This window comes from Nisaea acidiphila (assembly GCF_024662015.1).
GTDB classification, from domain to species: Bacteria; Pseudomonadota; Alphaproteobacteria; order Thalassobaculales; family Thalassobaculaceae; genus Nisaea; species Nisaea acidiphila.
The window spans coordinates 4,213,036-4,226,906 of sequence record NZ_CP102480.1 but is presented as its reverse complement, the minus strand read 5'-3'; the positions used below and the strand labels follow the sequence as shown (position 1 = coordinate 4,226,906).

The window sequence follows — 13,871 nt, the reverse complement described above, 5'->3', positions numbered from 1 at the left end:
GCTCCCCCCGCAACGAAAGACGAGGCTAAGGCGTTACTCCACCGTCACGCTCTTCGCAAGGTTCCGGGGCTGATCGACGTCGGTGCCTTTCTCGGCGGCGGTGAAATAGGAGAGCAGCTGCACCGGGATCGTATACAGGATCGGCGCCACCATCGGGTCGCATTCCGGCAGCTCGAAAGACCAGGTCGCAAGGTCGCCGAGCCGATTGATCCCGCTCCTGTCGGAGAGCAGGATGACCCGCCCGCCGCGCGCCCGGACCTCCATGGCATTGCTCGCCACCTTCTCGAACCAGGGATCCATCGGCGCCACCATGATCACCGGCACGCCCTCTTCCAGAAGCGCGATGGGCCCGTGCTTCATCTCGCCCGCGGCATAGCCCTCGGCATGGATGTAGCTCAGCTCCTTCAGCTTCAGCGCCCCTTCCATGGCGATCGGATAGGAGAGGCCGCGGCCGAGATAGAGCACGTCGCGCACCTTGGAGAGCTCATGGCTGACCGGCAGCCATTTCTCCGTCTCCTTCAGCACCTCGCCGATCTGGGCCGGAAGATGGACGAGGCTGTCCATCACCGCGTCGAGCTGCTCCTTCGATGCGGAGCCGCGGCGGCGGGCGAAATCGACCGCGAGCGTCAGCAGGGCGACGAGCTGGGTGGTGAAGGCCTTGGTCGAGGCGACGCAGATCTCCGGCCCGGCCAGCGTCTCCAGCACCACGTCGCTTTCCCGCGCGATGGTGCTCTCCGGCTGGTTCACCAGCGCGACGATATGCTGGCCGCCGTCGCGCGCATGGCGGAGCGCCATCAGCGTATCCAGGCTCTCGCCCGACTGCGAGATGAAGAGCGCGGCGCCGCCTTCCGGCATTACCGGATTGCGGTAGCGGAACTCGGAGGCGATATCGATCTCGACCGGGATGCGCGCCAGGGTCTCGAACCAGTATTTCGCGACCATGCCGGCATAGAAGCTGGTCCCGGCGGCGACGATGGTGAGCTTCGGCAGCGAGGCCGGGTCGAACGGCAGATCCGGCAAAGCGATGGAGCGGTCGGCGCTGCGATAGTAATGGAACAGCGTGTAGCCCATCACCTCCGGCTGCTCGTGGATCTCCTTTTCCATGAAATGCCGGTAATTGCCTTTGCCGATCAGCGCCCCGGTCGCCTCGGTCAGCTTGATCGGGCGTTCGACCTTCGCCCCGGTCTCGTCGCGGATCTCCGCGCCGGATCGGCGGATCAGCGCCCAGTCGCCGTCCTCGAGATAGGAGATCTTCCGGGTGAAGGGCGCGAGCGCGAGCGCGTCCGAACCGATGAACATCTCCCCCTCGCCGTAGCCGATGGCGAGCGGCGAGGCGCGGCGGGCGCAGAGCAGCAGATCCTCCTCGCCGTCGATCATCAGCACCAGCGCATAGGCCCCGGTCACCCGTTCGGCAACCTTCTCCATTGCCGCCTCGGGCGCGAGCCCGTCTTCCAGAAGCTTGTTGAAGAAGAGCGCGACGATCTCGGTGTCGGTCTCGCTCTCGGGCACGATCCCGGAGGCGGCGAGTTCCGCCGCCAACTCCTGGAAATTCTCGATGATGCCGTTATGGACGATGCTGACCCGGCCGGCCCGGTGCGGATGGGCATTGTTCGCAGTCGGTGCGCCATGGGTCGCCCAGCGGGTATGGCCAATGCCGATGGCGCCGCCGAGCGGCGACTCGTCGATACCTTTTTCAAGATTGAACAGCTTGCCTTCGGCCCGCCGCCGTTCCGCCGGCCCGCCGTCCAGCGTCGCCACGCCGGCGGAATCGTAGCCGCGATATTCCAGCCGCTTCAGCGCGTCGACGATGTGTCCGGCCACCGGCCGGTTCGCGATCATTCCGATGATGCCGCACATGAGCGGGTGGTCCCTTCTACTTAAGAATCTTTCTTCTTCGCCGCCTTGCGCGCCGCCCGGATCTCGCGGTAGCGCTCCGCCGCGCCCGGCTTGACCGTCCGCTCGCCGCGCACCACGACGATGTCGTTCGCGTCCACATCCTCGCCGACGGTGCTGCCGGCCCCGACCAGCGCGCCCTCGCCGACCCGGACCGGCGCGACCAGTGACGTGTTGGAGCCGATGAAGGCGCCCGCGCCGATCTCGGTCAGATGCTTCTCGTAGCCGTCGTAGTTGCAGGTAATGGTCCCCGCGCCGATATTCGCGCCCGGGCCCACTTCGGCATCGCCGACATAGCTCAGGTGATTGGCCTTCGCGCCGGCGCCGAGATGCGCGTTCTTCACCTCGACGAAATTGCCGACATGCACGCCCTCTTCCAGCGCCGCGCCGGGCCGGAGCCGCGCATAGGGCCCGACGCGCGCGCCGATCCCGACCTCCGCGCCTTCCAGATGGGAGAAGCTTTTGATCTCGACCTTGGGGCCGATCTTCACGCCGGGGCCGAAGACGCAGTGCGGCTGCACCACGCTGTCCTGCCCGATCACGGTGTCCCAGCTGAGAAAGACGGTCTCCGGCGCGACCAGCGTCACCCCCTGCTCCATCACCCGTTTGCGCAGGCGCTCCTGCATCCGCGCCTCGGCCGAGGCCAGCCCGGCGCGGCTGTCGACGCCCATGGTCTCGACCGGGTCGATCCAGACGACGCCGGCCTTGCGGCCTTCCTCATGGGCGAAGTCGAGCAGATCGAAGAGATAGAACTCGCCCTGCGCGTTATGCGGCTCCAGCCGGTCGAGCCAGTCGAATAGCCGCGCGCCGTCGACCGCGAGCGCGCCGCCGTTGCAGAGCCCGATCTCCGTCTCGGCGCCCTTCAGGTCCGGTGCCTCGATGATTTTCCGGAGGTTCCCCGCCTCGTCCAGCACCAGACGGGCGTAACGTCCCGGGTTATCGCTCTCGAAGCCGAGGACGACGAAGGCCGCGCCGTCCGGCCCGGCGCACATCGCCACCATCTGCTGCAGCGTTTCCTCGGTCAGCAAAGGGGTGTCGCCGAACAGCACCAGCACGGTCCCGGTGAAGCCATCGAGCTGCTCCCGCGCCGCGCGCACGGCGTCGCCGGTGCCGCGCGGCGGATGCTGGATCGCGGTCGGGATCGGCGCAATGCTGGCCGCGACCTCGTCCTGTCCCGGCGCCAGCACGACGACCCGCCGCTCGGCCCGGAGCGGTTCCGTCGCCGCCAGCACATGGTGCAGCAGCGGCCGGCCGGCGACCGGGTGCAGGACCTTGGAGAGGTCCGATTTCATCCTTGTCCCCTTGCCTGCGGCGAGGACGACGACTGCGACGGGAGCGTTCATGGGCCGACCGTTTTCCAGGGCATTGCGAGCGGGTTAGCGACAGGAGCGAAAATGCCATAGCGCCCCGGAGCGCAACAGTCACGTTTTCTTACCTTTCACAACAGATTGGCGCCCGGCCTTCAAGCAACCGCTCATATGGTGTCGGCAAGGCGGAATTCGGACATCAACGGGGCGGGACCTCATGCTATAGGAATGCCCCGACCAACCGTTCCGGACCGCTTCCATGCCCCGCGCACTTTCCGCCATCGTCTTCGATCTCGACGGCACCCTGATCGACTCGGTGCCCGACCTGCACGCGGCCGGCAACATGCTGCTTGCCGAGCGCGGGCTGGAGCCGATCGATCTCCCCACCGCACGGCGCTTCGTCGGCGACGGCGGCCGGGTCTTCGTGCGGCGTGCGCTGGCCGAGCGCGGCGTCACGCTGGATGACGAGGATCTGACGGCGGCCACAGAACGTTTCATCGCGCTCTACGAGGCCCATGCGAGCGACAGGACCCTGCCCTATCCGGACGTGCCGGAGACGCTCGAGAAACTGAAGGCGGCCGGCTACCGGCTCGGGATCTGCACCAACAAGCCGGAGCGCGCCACGCACAAGGTGCTCGCCCTGCTCGGCCTCGACCATCTCTTCGAGGCCATTGTCGGCGGCGACACGCTCCCGGTCCGAAAACCCGACCCGGAACACGCGGCGGAGGTCCTCAGGCGGCTCGGCGTGGCCCCGGAGGCGGCCTGCATGGTCGGCGACAACGAGCACGATTCCAGCGCCGGCCGCGGCGCCGGCATGCGCTTCATCCTGATGCGCTACGGTTATGCGAGAACGCCGCTAGAGGAGATCCCGGCCGACGCCCGGCTCGACCGTTTCCGCGATTTGCCGGACACCCTCGCATCGCTTGCTTGACAGGCGGGATCGGGCCCCTTAAGAGAGCCCTCCATCAAGCGACGGGCGCGTAGCTCAGCGGGAGAGCACTGTCTTCACACGGCAGGGGTCGCTGGTTCAATCCCAGCCGCGCCCACCATCTTTTCAATGACTTAGCTGACCACAAGCTCCCGCAAAAAGGCCGGTAAGTCGGTAAAAAGTCGGTAAAACCACCCCTCTCAACTGTATGACGATCTAAAACTTCTTCTATTAGGGGAAATTTTTCTCGTCACTGGCACTTAGCCCCATAGGTCTGCAGTGATTGTCAGTGACCTATGCTTCAATAACTTCTCTCTTCTTTCTCCGATCGCCAATGCATCGTTTGATGCATGCCGTCCCAGACATCCGATCGATTATACACAGTGATCGAGTCTGAAACCCGACCAGCCACGCACGAAAAACGCGTTATAATAGTAGATGAGGTCTGTATTAATAAGAAGGTCGCGCCACCTTTAGGGGAATTGCATGGACGCCGATGACACGGAGGAAACTGACGAAGGGGTCAGTCGCCCGGATAATATACCGAAGAGAAGTATATCGTTACCCGAAGTAGGACAGCAGATTCAAAGTCCGAACGGAAACGTCTACACTTTTACGGACCGCATCGGAGAAGGGCATTTCAGCCTTGTGTACGGATGCACTGATCTTTGGAAGAATCGACTCGCCGCCAAGATATTCAAGCCCTTGGGTCGCAATTTTGAAGATGTCGAAAAATCCGTAATAGAAGAAAGAAATAAACTACTATTCCTTCGACACCCGAACATTACTTATATATTCGATGCATTTGTTTACAATGACACTTTTTACGTTATTACAGAGCGATGCGGCAGCACGCTTCATGATCTTTTTAAGATACAAAATTTCGACGGGAAAGTCTGGATATATGCGGTAGCCAGATGCCTCCTGCAGGGGCTCGAATATATCCACCAAAATGGATATGCCCACCAAGACCTCCATTTCGGAAATGTAATGTACTCGTTCGTGCAGGACGAACTGATTTCCGAAAAATCAGCAATGACCTTTAAAATCGCCGACTTCGGTATCAGCAAACTCATCACAGACGTAAGCCCGGAGAATACACGTGCACAATGGCTTCTTCCACCAGAAGCCCTCAACTCATCCGAATTTGGACCGCTCGATCAAAGAATCGATATTTATCACGTCGGACTAATTCTTCTTCAACTCGCGTACTCGGCAGAGATCCAATTCACAAGAGAGCAGATTCTAGATGGCGCCCCTCGGCATCTCGCTCAGGATCTAGAGCCCCCTTTTTCTTTTGCATTGGAAAAAGCTTTAAGGCGTCACGTTCATTTCCGAACAGCGTCCGCTCAAGAGCTATGGCGCGACATCAATTCGGAGACCACCGGATTACCTCTTTTAGACCGCGCCACATGAAGAACAAGATGTGTATATCGGCCTTTCGTAAGTCATTGATATCTAATGGGTAAATCGAAAGATAGGTTGCACGCATCCTTCACACGGCAGGGGTCGCTGGTTCAATCCCAGCCGCGCCCACCGTTTCCAGTCGATATGCTGAAATCTGCAGTGTTGTGGGTCTTTTCGCGGTCATCCACTCGGAACAAGCTGTGGACACAAAGCCTTCAAAACACGATACTGAACATATTTTCAATTATGTGTTTAGGGAGTTTACTTATGGCAACGTGCTCTTCGTGTGGCGGCTCAGGAAAGGTGATGGATGATAAGTGCCTTGCATGTGGCGGCCTTGGATATTTCGAGGGGGGCCAAGCGGCGGACGACTTTATACACGGCAGATCCAGTCAAGCAAAATGCCTTGCCGAAGAAACAGAAGTGTTAACCGAAGTTGGTTGGCAACCAATTAGCCGCCTCGAAATTGGAGATATTTTGAGAATTATAAGTCCGACTGGCTTATTAACGACAACTCAATTGAACTGGAAATCCAAGAAAAAGACTGCACGAATTTGGGAAATCCAGACGCAGAAGATAGACACACCTATCCGATGCTCGTTTGGCCATCCATTCTTGACCGTGAATGGTTGGCGCAATGCATGGATGTTAAATAGTGGCACCAAGTTCTGGCAGGTGGACGATTCATTTCAGTATTGCACGAATGAAGTTGTTTCAGTGACATGTACGAAACACCGAGCCAGCGTCTTAAATATCCGCGCTGAAGACGGCGGAACCTTCATCATCCGGGCGGCGATCACTCACCAAGCAGCTAGGACGCTTAGTTCTGGATTGCTTCGTTTCTTCAACAAGTCGCCATTGAATGGAAGCACTCAAGCCACTCAATCAATGCCTGGCATCTCTACCGTGTAGCCGACGGTCAAGAACACCAGTTCGAAAACTAATTCGTGGGCTTTAAAGTCAGTCTTTCCAAGTTCCTCTTTAGAGCCCTGTGCAACGCGAGAGAGTGCGTGGCAAAACCACGCACTCTCGGCAAGGCTATCGCGTGCCTCCTTTATCCCGTTCGTAATCCTTTCTGTGTCCGCCTGGATCGCTCCCTGCCCCTGCCCCAAGAGAGTTCAGAAAATGATCACCTCAGTTGCGATCTACGAAAAAACCATCGAGAGACTGGCCCCGCGCCTTGAGGCTCTGAACCTCGACATCGCGCTCGTCCCCTTCACCGCGGCCGGTGACTACAGGATGGGCGGCAAACCAGTCCCCCCCGAAGACGCAGACATCGACTACCTCTGGCTCAGTCCGGACCTCAGTTTCGACAAGCTGGTCGAGCCCGCGCTGAAGATGGCGCTCAGCACCCGCTCCATCGGCGTGATGCAGACCTTCAATGCCGGGCTCGACAATCCGCTCTACAAGCAGATTGCCGCGAGGGGCGTCCGGCTCTGCAACTCGGACGCCCAGGCGATCGCGATTTCCGAATATGTCATGGCGAACGTCCTCGCCGCGTTTCACCCGCTGGAGCGGCGCCGGGAATTGCAGACGAGCGGGACCTGGGAGAAGACCCCGTTCCGGGAAATCTCGGGAACGAACTGGCTGATCGTCGGGTTCGGCCCCATCGGCCGCAATGTCGCGCGGCGCGCCCGCGCCTTCGACGCCAATGTCTCCGTCATCCGCCGCTCTCCGGGCGCCATCGAGGGCATCGAGCGGGTGGGAACGCTCGCCGACATCGAGGCCTTCCTGCCCGACGCCGATGTCATCGTGCTTGCCTGCGCCCTCAACGAGGAGACCCGCGGCATGGCGGGAACCCGGTTCTTCGAGGCCGCCAGGGAGGGCAGCCTGCTCGTCAATATCGGGCGCGGCGGCCTCGTCGACGATGCGGCGCTGATCGCGGCACTCGACAGCGGCCGGCTCTCCCGCGCCGTGCTCGACGTCTTCCACCAGGAGCCGCTGCCGCCGTCCGACCCGCTCTGGCAGCATCCGAAACTCACCCTGACCGCCCACACCTCCTTCAACGGCAGCGGTGCCCGGGCGCGCTGGGACGCGCTGTTCTTCGACAATCTTCCGAGGTTCCTTCGCGGGGAGGCCTTGGAGAACGAGGTCTCGCCGGGCTCGCTCTAGCGGTCGGGATCCTCGGGTAACCCATCCAAAAATTGACAAGCTTTGCCAATTTTCGCCATCCTGCTCTCTATGGAGGACGCCATGGCGACTATGAACGTATCCCTGCCCGAGCAGATGAAGCACTGGGTCGAGGCGCAGGCCCGCACCGGGCGCTACAGTAATGTGAGCGACTATGTCCGCGATTTGATCCGGCGCGACCAGGAGCGCGCGGGTGAGATCGCCCGCATGCAGGCGCTGATTACTGAGGGGCTGGAGAGCGGAATTGCCGAGGGCTTCAGCATGGAGGCCATCCAGTCGGAGCTGGACGGGGCCTGATGCCGGGCTATCGCGTCTCCCAGAAGGCAAAGGACGATATCCGGGAGATTGGCCGCTATACCGAAGCAGAGTGGGGCCGCGCGCAGCGACGGCTTTACCTTTCCGGGATGGAACTCTCCTTTCGACGCCTCGCCGAGAACCCACAACTTGCCGCCTTGCGTCCGGAATATTCTCCGCCTGTCCGGATTCAGCGATACGAGAAGCATCTTATCGTCTATGTGGAGCAGGCATACGGCATCCTGATCGTCCGCGTCCTGTACGAGAGCATGGACGTTCCCTCCCGGCTCGGCGGCACGTAAAGCGCCTCCGCCAAGTGCGGGCCATACCGGCACTCATGCCAATTTAGCCGTTTCCCCGCGCGCAATCGGGTCCATACTTCCCTCAAAACAAGAACGCGCCGACCCGGCAATCGGCGCACCCAAGGGAGGACCAACCATGCTCACAGCCGATGAGATCGCCTTCTATCGCGAGAACGGCTACCTGATGGTCGAGGACGCGGTGAATGCCGAGCAGCTCGAAAGGCTGCGCGAGATCACCTACGGCCTGATCGAGAAGTCCCGCGCGGTGACGGAGAGCGACGCGGTCTACGATCTCGACGAGGGGCACTCGGCCGAGCGGCCCCGCCTCACCCGGATCAAGTTGCCGCACAAACAGGATCCCTATTACTGGGAGGTGCTGAAGAACTCCCGCATGACCGGGGTGCTGACCGACCTGCTGGGGCCGGACACAATGATCCAGACCAGCAAGCTCAACACCAAGGCGCCCGGCGGCGGCGCGGCGGTGGAGTGGCACCAGGACTGGGCCTTCTATCCTCATACCAACGACGACATGCTCGCCTTCGGGCTGATGCTGGAGGATGTCGACGAAGCGAACGGGCCGCTGCAGGTGATCCCGGGCACGCACAAGGGCCCGGTGCTCTCGCACCATGCGGCGGAGACCGGGCTCTTCTGCGGCGCGGTCGATCCCGAGGATCCGATGTTCGACCTTGAGAAGGCGGTGACGCTGACTGGCAAGGCGGGCGCGATGACGGTGCACCATGTCCGCACCCTGCACGGCTCGGCGCCCAATCTCTCGGACCGCAACCGGCTGATCCTCTTTTACGAATGCCGCGCCGCCGATGCCTGGCCGCTGGTCGGCTCCGGCAGCTACGCCAAGCTGCTCGCGTCGGGCGATACGCGGGCGCTCTGGGAGCATTTCGAGGCGAGCATGATCACGGGCGAAATCACCGCCGAGCCGCGCGCCGAGGCGGTACCGATGCGCCTGCCGCTACCGCCCGCGCCCGACGCGGGCTCGATCTTCAAGACGCAGAAGACCGGCGGGGCGCGCAGCGCCTTTACGCCGCGCGCGGTGGCCGGGACATGAGCGCGATGGAGACCCGGGCCGCCTCCCCCGTCGCCGACGCCTTCGCCCGCGACGGTTTCGTCTGTCCGATCACCGTGATGTCCACCGACGAAGCGGCGGAGTACCGCCGCCAGCTCGAAGCGGCCGAGGCGGCATACGGTGCGGACAAGTCCTTCCGCAAGATGCTGCGGCGCTATCCGAACCTCGTGCTGCCCTTCATCGACGAGATAACGCGGCGTCCCGAGATCACCGGAGCGGTGGCCGAGATCCTCGGCCCCGACCTGCTGGTGCTGGACGCGCCCTTCTTCATCAAGGAGGCCAACACCACGAGTTTCGTCTCCTGGCACCAGGACCTGCATTACTGGGGGCTGGAGACCGAGGAGGAGGTCACCGCCTGGGTCGCGCTCTCTCCCGCGACCGCGGAGAGCGGCTGCATGCGTTTCGTCGCCGGCTCGCAGAACCGCCAGGTCGCGCATAACGACACCCACGCCGAGGACAATCTGCTGACGCGGGGCCAGGAGATCGCGGTCAAGGTCGACGAAAGCGAGGCGACGGAGGCGGAGCTGCAGCCGGGCCAGATGTCACTCCATCACGGCCGGGTCTTTCATGCCTCGCATCCGAACCGGACGGGCGACCGCCGGATCGGCCTCGCGATCCGCTATATCCCGACGCGGGCACGGCAGACAGAAGGCGGCAACATGGCGGCGATGCTGGTGCGCGGCGAGGACCGCTTCGGCAACTTCCACCCCTGCCACCCGCCGACGGGCCTGATGACGGAAGCGGACGTTGCGCACTGGACGGAGATCGCCGGCGCGCGCAACAAGGTCATGCTCGGCGGCAAGGAAGACTAAGCCGGGGCCAGACCTGAGCTGATTGCCCCGCAATAAACCATAATTATTTTATGTCCACTTGGTTACACGCGCACAATCCTCCGTCCCGCCGACCAATTTCCAAAATTTCCAAAATCGTCTTTTTCGGAAATGCCGAGAATTCCAACTGCACATCCGCGCCCGCTGAACTAATGCACGACAATCTTTGACTCCTTGCCAACGCCTATGTGAAGGGGGAACCCGTCATCCCAGCGCCGATCCCTTCGTTCAGGACGCCGTCCGGAGCACTACCGGGTGGGCGCGGCGTCTCTCCCGTTTCCGGAGCCGATCCGCTCGTCCTCATCGACGAGAGCGTTCCCGCGTCTGCCGAGCTCGTCCGGGCAATGCGCGGCAAACCGAAGATCGTGCGGCTGGAGCGGAGCGGCGAGCCGTTACAGGTCCTGGCACACGCGGTCGAGGCAGCCGGAACCGCCGCATCTTCGGTCCACCTGTTCTCCCATGGCGCGCCCGGAGCCCTGATGCTAACCGCCGGCGGGATCGGCCCGGCCTCCCTTCTTCTGGAACACCGCTGCATCGCGGACCTGCGCGCCGCCCTCGCCGGACGGCCGCTCGTTCTCTACGGTTGCGCGATCGGACAGGGCGAGACCGGACAGCGCTTCGTCACCGCCCTCTCCTACGTGCTGGACGCCCCGGTGCTCGCCACATCCACCCCGACCGGCGCGGCCGAACGCGGCGGCGATTGGGTGCTCGACGTGGCGGCCGGCGACAGGCCGGAAGCCTTTCCGGAGCTGATCGACGCGGAGCGGGCAGCGGACTGGCCTGGCCTGCTTCCGGGCAGCGGGAGCGTCACATCCTCGGCAGGGGACGGCGCCGAAACAAAAAGCGCCGACCCGTCACCGGGTCGGCGCCGCGCGGAGCGCTCGGGGAGAACCTGAGCGCTCCGATATGGTGCCGTTCGGGCGGAACGAAGCCGCCCGAAACACTGCTCCTGAATTCAGAGCGCTTTCAGGTTCGCCGCGGAAGACTTGCCGCGCTGGCGATCGACTTCAATGTCGTAGCTGACCTTGTCGCCGTCGTTCAGGCCAGGCAGACCAGCGCGTTCGACCGCCGTGGCGTGGACGAACACGTCGTTTCCGCCCTCATCCGGCTGAATGAAACCGTAGCCTTTGGTGGCGTTGAACCATTTCACAGTACCTGTTGCCATGATCATATTTCCTTATTTCTGATCGTTGCTGTCTGGGTTGGCGTTTCAGTACCCGCGTTCAAGCGGGTGCTGCCTGCTGTACGGCACCGATATTTCCCAGCATGCGGTCTAGTCCCGCAGACGGGCTTTCGGGGCCGGGTTTACGTTCTCCCGCGTATCCGGAACGCGCCCGACGCCGTGCGGCGGTCGGGGCGGGTTTACTCTCGACTATCAAGGATCCGGGGATGTTCAAGCCTTCGGCCGTTTCGGCGGGAAGGCGGGGCTTGGCGGCGCCAAGCTCAATTGACTGTCTCAAATAGGCTCTTTCAGTGGTCACGCCCGTACCGCGCCTGGCCGGCTGCGGCGGATGACCTCGTTTCTCGGAAGCTAGCGCAGATCAGCTGCCGTTTTGATTAACTGCCCCGTATGGGCATTCTGGCAACAATCGAAAAGACGACTTGCGAGAATAGAACGTTGCTGACGTCAAAAAAACACCATCCACGCGCAACGGACCTGCCTCAAGTGTCATGTCCGCTACTCAATTACAAGTGAATTCTTCTTTCGGCATCCGAATGCGGGGGCCTGGCAGCGTGAAATTACGCTCTTTCCCGTGTATGGGATGGCATTGAGCAACCTAACGGAGCCCCCGCATGACTGACTTCACTGGAAAAGCCGTCCTCATCACCGGCGCGAGCAGCGGGCTCGGCCGGCAACTCGCGGTCGACTTCGCCCGCGATGGCGCGAAAGTGGCGATCAACTACGCCTCATCCGATGACGGCGCGAGAACGACCCTCTCCGAGGTCGAAAAAGCCGGCGGCACCGGGCTCCTCTGCAAGGCGGACATTTCCCGCCTGGACGAAGTCAGCGCGATGGTCGAGCAGGTCGTTTCCGCTTTCGGCGGCATCGACATCCTGGTGAACTCGGCCGGGCTCAGCATCGACCAGCCCTTTCTGGAGATGGCCGAAGAGGCCTGGGATCGGGTGATCGCAGTGAACCTGAAAGGCCCGTTCCTCGTCGGCCAGGCGGTCGGCCGACACATGGTTGCCGCCGGGCATGGGCGCATTGTCAATATCTCCGCGACCACCGCCATCGTTGCGCGGGCCGGCAATGCGAATTACGCGGCCTCGAAAGGCGGCGTGAATCTGCTGACCCAGAGCATGGCGCTTGAGCTCGGCCCGGCGGTCAATGTGAACGGCGTCGCGCTCGGTATGGTCGACAGCGATCTGGTGCGCGAACTGTTCAGTCCGGAAGCGATCAAGGAAGCCGAAGACGGTGTACCGCTGAAGCGGCTGACGACCTACGAGGAAACGTCCGCATTCGTGCGCATGCTCGCCTCCGATGCGACCGGCTTCGTCACCGGCCAGACGATCCCGTTCGACGGCGGAAGGGTGATGCGCTGACGGCAGGATCGCCCCTCTTGCCAGACGGTTCGCGCCGTCAGACACTCACCTGCTCCCGCGCCGGTCCGGCGCAAAAAAGCAAGAAACGATCGTGAGGAAACGATGAGCAAGCGGTGGGTGAACCGTCCCGAAGGATCGACCTGGGGCGATTTCGGCGAGGATGACGAGCGCGGCCGGATCAACCTCCTGACGGAGGAAAAGGTCCGCCAGGGCATTGCCGAGGCGAAGACCGGCAAGAATTTCTGCCTGTCCCTGCCGCTCGACTATCCGGGCAAGCGCCTGCTCAATCCGCGGCGCTTCCCGCCCCGCCATTTCGCCACCTCTCGCGGGGGGCTGGCGAACTTCAATTTCCCGCTCGGCATGAACGACCCGCGCCTGCTCGACGTGGTTTCCGACGATTCCGTGCTGCTTTGCCTGCAGTACTCGACCCAGTGGGACAGCCTCTGCCATATCGGCGCGCGCTTCGACGCGGACGGCGATGGTGAGGCCGAGGTGGTCTATTACAACGGCTGGCGCGGCGGCGAGGACATCGTCGGGCCGACCTCGGAGCAGCCGGGCAACGAGCATACCCGCTACGAGGGCACCGAGGCGAAACGGCTCGGCATCGAGAACATGGCCGAGACCTGTGTCCAGGGCCGCGGCGTGCTGATCGACATCGAGAAGCATTTCGGCCGCGAGCGAACCTACGTCACCTACGACCAGCTCATGCGCATCATGGAAGCGGACAAGATCACCGTAGAGAAAGGCGACATGGTGCTGCTCCACACCGCCTTCACGAAGGTCATCCTGGATCTCGAAAAAGAGCCGGACGAGCACACGCTCCACCATGCCTGTTGCGTGCTCGACAGCCGCGACGAACGGCTGCTGAACTGGATCACCGACAGCGGCCTCGCGGCCCTGATCGCCGACAATTACGGCGTGGAGGATCCGCATGCCGAGATCCCGGAGGATGCGACACTGCAAATGCCTCTGCACCACCATTGCATCTTCAAGCTCGGCGTGCCGCTGGGCGAGCTCTGGTACCTGCACGATCTCGCTCTGTGGCTGCGCGAGGCCGGCCGCTCGCGCTTCCTCCTGACCGCACCGCCCCTTCGCCTGCCGGGCGTCGTCGGTTCGCCCGCGACGCCGGTCGCGACGGTCTGACCCCGGCGATCC

Annotated in this window: 14 protein-coding genes and 1 tRNA gene; 12 read left to right on the top strand and 3 right to left on the bottom strand. The window is 62.6% G+C overall.

The window, feature by feature from the left end; all coding sequences use genetic code 11:
* Positions 1-33 precede the first annotated feature (33 nt).
* On the bottom strand, positions 34-1,857 hold the full coding sequence (glmS, locus tag NUH88_RS19740) for a glutamine--fructose-6-phosphate transaminase (isomerizing) (RefSeq protein WP_257768389.1): 1,824 nt from the start codon (positions 1,855-1,857) through the stop codon (positions 34-36).
* A 20-nt stretch (positions 1,858-1,877) separates the two neighbouring features.
* Complete coding sequence (gene glmU, locus NUH88_RS19735) at positions 1,878-3,236, bottom strand: bifunctional UDP-N-acetylglucosamine diphosphorylase/glucosamine-1-phosphate N-acetyltransferase GlmU (protein ID WP_257768388.1); 1,359 nt, start codon at positions 3,234-3,236, stop codon at positions 1,878-1,880.
* A 223-nt stretch (positions 3,237-3,459) separates the two neighbouring features.
* Here glmU and gph point away from each other — a divergent pair, with 223 nt between their 5' ends.
* From gph to NUH88_RS19685, 10 genes are all read left to right on the top strand, one after another.
* Positions 3,460-4,131 (top strand): phosphoglycolate phosphatase, encoded by a 672-nt coding sequence (gene gph / locus NUH88_RS19730; RefSeq protein WP_257768387.1) that lies wholly within the window; start codon positions 3,460-3,462, stop codon positions 4,129-4,131.
* 43 nt (positions 4,132-4,174) lie between these two features.
* A tRNA-Val gene (locus NUH88_RS19725) sits at positions 4,175-4,249 on the top strand.
* A 365-nt stretch (positions 4,250-4,614) separates the two neighbouring features.
* Entirely contained in the window at positions 4,615-5,544 is a 930-nt protein-coding gene (locus NUH88_RS19720) for a serine/threonine protein kinase (protein ID WP_257768386.1), read from the top strand.
* Between the two features lie 297 nt (positions 5,545-5,841).
* A complete protein-coding gene (locus NUH88_RS19715) occupies positions 5,842-6,447 on the top strand; it encodes a Hint domain-containing protein (protein WP_257768385.1) in 606 nt (201 codons plus the stop codon).
* 213 nt (positions 6,448-6,660) lie between these two features.
* Positions 6,661-7,647, top strand: a complete 987-nt coding sequence (locus NUH88_RS19710) for an NAD(P)-dependent oxidoreductase (RefSeq protein ID WP_257768383.1) — start codon at positions 6,661-6,663, stop codon at positions 7,645-7,647.
* 81 nt (positions 7,648-7,728) lie between these two features.
* Positions 7,729-7,962, top strand: coding sequence for a type II toxin-antitoxin system ParD family antitoxin (locus tag NUH88_RS19705; RefSeq protein ID WP_257768381.1), 234 nt, complete (start codon positions 7,729-7,731; stop codon positions 7,960-7,962).
* Positions 7,962-8,261 (top strand): type II toxin-antitoxin system RelE/ParE family toxin, encoded by a 300-nt coding sequence (locus tag NUH88_RS19700; protein WP_257768379.1) that lies wholly within the window; start codon positions 7,962-7,964, stop codon positions 8,259-8,261. Before NUH88_RS19705 ends, NUH88_RS19700 begins: the two co-directional genes overlap by 1 nt.
* A gap of 136 nt (positions 8,262-8,397) precedes the next feature.
* Positions 8,398-9,324, top strand: coding sequence for a phytanoyl-CoA dioxygenase family protein (locus NUH88_RS19695; protein WP_257768377.1), 927 nt, complete (start codon positions 8,398-8,400; stop codon positions 9,322-9,324).
* On the top strand, positions 9,321-10,154 hold the full coding sequence (locus NUH88_RS19690) for a phytanoyl-CoA dioxygenase family protein (protein ID WP_257768375.1): 834 nt from the start codon (positions 9,321-9,323) through the stop codon (positions 10,152-10,154). The genes NUH88_RS19695 and NUH88_RS19690 overlap by 4 nt, the downstream gene beginning before the upstream one ends.
* 206 nt (positions 10,155-10,360) lie before the next feature.
* The gene (locus NUH88_RS19685; protein ID WP_257768373.1) at positions 10,361-11,068 is read left to right on the top strand and encodes a DUF4347 domain-containing protein; all 708 of its coding nucleotides are present in this window, start codon (positions 10,361-10,363) and stop codon (positions 11,066-11,068) included.
* A gap of 59 nt (positions 11,069-11,127) precedes the next feature.
* Here the strand turns inward: NUH88_RS19685 and NUH88_RS19680 are convergent, their stop codons facing one another.
* Positions 11,128-11,337: a cold-shock protein gene (locus NUH88_RS19680; RefSeq protein ID WP_257768371.1), complete on the bottom strand. Its 210-nt coding sequence runs from the start codon at positions 11,335-11,337 to the stop codon at positions 11,128-11,130.
* Between the two features lie 629 nt (positions 11,338-11,966).
* Between NUH88_RS19680 and NUH88_RS19675 the strand changes: the two genes are divergently transcribed.
* Positions 11,967-12,716, top strand: coding sequence for an SDR family NAD(P)-dependent oxidoreductase (locus NUH88_RS19675; RefSeq protein WP_257768369.1), 750 nt, complete (start codon positions 11,967-11,969; stop codon positions 12,714-12,716).
* 102 nt (positions 12,717-12,818) lie between these two features.
* On the top strand, positions 12,819-13,859 hold the full coding sequence (locus tag NUH88_RS19670) for a cyclase family protein (protein ID WP_257768367.1): 1,041 nt from the start codon (positions 12,819-12,821) through the stop codon (positions 13,857-13,859).
* Positions 13,860-13,871 lie beyond the last annotated feature (12 nt).

Bases quoted from the DNA above. Each gene is read 5' to 3' on its own strand.
- glmS (WP_257768389.1), bottom strand. From the start codon at position 1,857: ATGTGCGGCATCATCGGAATGATCGCGAACCGGCCGGTGGCCGGACAC.
- glmU (WP_257768388.1), bottom strand. From the start codon at position 3,236: ATGAACGCTCCCGTCGCAGTCGTCGTCCTCGCCGCAGGCAAGGGGACA.
- gph (WP_257768387.1), top strand. From the start codon at position 3,460: ATGCCCCGCGCACTTTCCGCCATCGTCTTCGATCTCGACGGCACCCTG.
- NUH88_RS19720 (WP_257768386.1), top strand. From the start codon at position 4,615: ATGGACGCCGATGACACGGAGGAAACTGACGAAGGGGTCAGTCGCCCG.
- NUH88_RS19715 (WP_257768385.1), top strand. From the start codon at position 5,842: ATGGATGATAAGTGCCTTGCATGTGGCGGCCTTGGATATTTCGAGGGG.
- NUH88_RS19710 (WP_257768383.1), top strand. From the start codon at position 6,661: ATGATCACCTCAGTTGCGATCTACGAAAAAACCATCGAGAGACTGGCC.
- NUH88_RS19705 (WP_257768381.1), top strand. From the start codon at position 7,729: ATGGCGACTATGAACGTATCCCTGCCCGAGCAGATGAAGCACTGGGTC.
- NUH88_RS19700 (WP_257768379.1), top strand. From the start codon at position 7,962: ATGCCGGGCTATCGCGTCTCCCAGAAGGCAAAGGACGATATCCGGGAG.
- NUH88_RS19695 (WP_257768377.1), top strand. From the start codon at position 8,398: ATGCTCACAGCCGATGAGATCGCCTTCTATCGCGAGAACGGCTACCTG.
- NUH88_RS19690 (WP_257768375.1), top strand. From the start codon at position 9,321: ATGAGCGCGATGGAGACCCGGGCCGCCTCCCCCGTCGCCGACGCCTTC.
- NUH88_RS19680 (WP_257768371.1), bottom strand. From the start codon at position 11,337: ATGGCAACAGGTACTGTGAAATGGTTCAACGCCACCAAAGGCTACGGT.
- NUH88_RS19675 (WP_257768369.1), top strand. From the start codon at position 11,967: ATGACTGACTTCACTGGAAAAGCCGTCCTCATCACCGGCGCGAGCAGC.
- NUH88_RS19670 (WP_257768367.1), top strand. From the start codon at position 12,819: ATGAGCAAGCGGTGGGTGAACCGTCCCGAAGGATCGACCTGGGGCGAT.